Annotated in this window: 1 protein-coding gene; it reads right to left on the bottom strand. The window is 34.5% G+C overall.

The window, feature by feature from the left end; translation table 11 throughout:
• Nucleotides 1-213: 213 nt before the first annotated feature.
• Nucleotides 214-1,349 (bottom strand): PTS transporter subunit IIC (locus tag KQI94_RS16000; protein ID WP_216454644.1); only part of this gene is annotated, 1,136 nt, incomplete at its 5' end.

Genomic DNA, 1,349 nt, shown 5'->3' with positions numbered 1-1,349 from the left:
GGTTCAAAGTAATCGTATAAATCAAATAGCTCCTCTCCTTTCAATTAATAATTTTACGTGTGATTATCTCCTTTTGTTTGATAGTAAGTCAACACAGCTATCATTAAAGATAATCCCGAAAGAAATGCATTCTTTCCAAAATATCCTGCAATTAGTAGGAACATAGCTAAAAAAATGGAGCTTATATTAAAAATATTTTGTTTATTCAACATCTTATACCGCATCCATTTCTGAATCATCACTATAACGTTTTACATTTTCCTTACTACGACCAATATAGAAAATGACAAATAACGCTAACCAAGCAATTGCCAATACTATTCCCCACCAATTACCTGCCATTGCATTTGCAAAAGCAAACTTAAATTCACCATTCTCAATAGTTGCCCATGCTAGCATCGTACCTTCTTCAACATTCACTGCGCCTGTATCACGTGCTAATTGAGTAATGTATGGGGCAAAGTAAGTTCCGATATATAGAAATACTGGCGTGGTTATGATTCCATATACAAGCATTCTTAACATATTTCCCCTTCCTAGCAAATATGCAGCTACAATAATGGATAAGTTGATTAATCCTGCAAAAGGCAATACTTGGTTTCCTGGTAAAATTGCTGCAAATAATAATTCAAATGGGATTAACAAAATAGCCAGCACCCAAATTTCACTTGCTCCTGCTAAGATTGGCCAGTCCAAACCAATATACAACTCTCTTCCTTTAAATCTATTTCTCATATATTCTGATATTGCGTCTGATATAGGCGACAATGCCTGCATAAATAACTTAGAAACAAGTGGAAATAACGTTAAAGCCGCAGCCGCGTTTATTCCTAAAATCAATGCGTCTGAAATCGAATATCTACCAATTAAACCAATCGATGTACCGACAATAAAACCCATTACATGATTTTCAGAAAAAATACCGATTTTGTTTTTCAAAGCATTTACATCCATTTTTTTGTTGAAAATAGGAAATAAATCTAAAAATTTATCTACTGGATATAACAAAGCTGCAATTAATGTCATATGATGAGGTAAAGTCACACCAGGAATTCCCGTTAATTCCTGAATCTCTCTAGCCCAAATATCGCCAATTTTTAACTCAACGACTACTTGAATGGCTACAACTAGAAAAGCTAGATACAGATTTCCTGATATATAATAGACCATTACTGCACAAAATGCTTTTCCCCACACATTCCACATATCCACATTAAGTGTTTTTGTCCATTTAAATGCTAACATGATGATGTTGATAATAATTGTCACTGGAAAAGCAAGAAAAGCATATTTCCAAGCCCATGTTACCGAAGCGCCTGTCGTCCATCCACCATCAATCGCTGTTAAAT

The sequence above is a fragment of the Enterococcus sp. S183_ASV_20 genome (assembly GCF_018919685.1).
Lineage (GTDB): Bacteria > Bacillota > Bacilli > Lactobacillales > Enterococcaceae > Enterococcus > Enterococcus faecalis.
The sequence above is the reverse complement of the archived record's forward strand: the minus strand, read 5'-3'. Positions and strand labels throughout refer to the sequence as shown.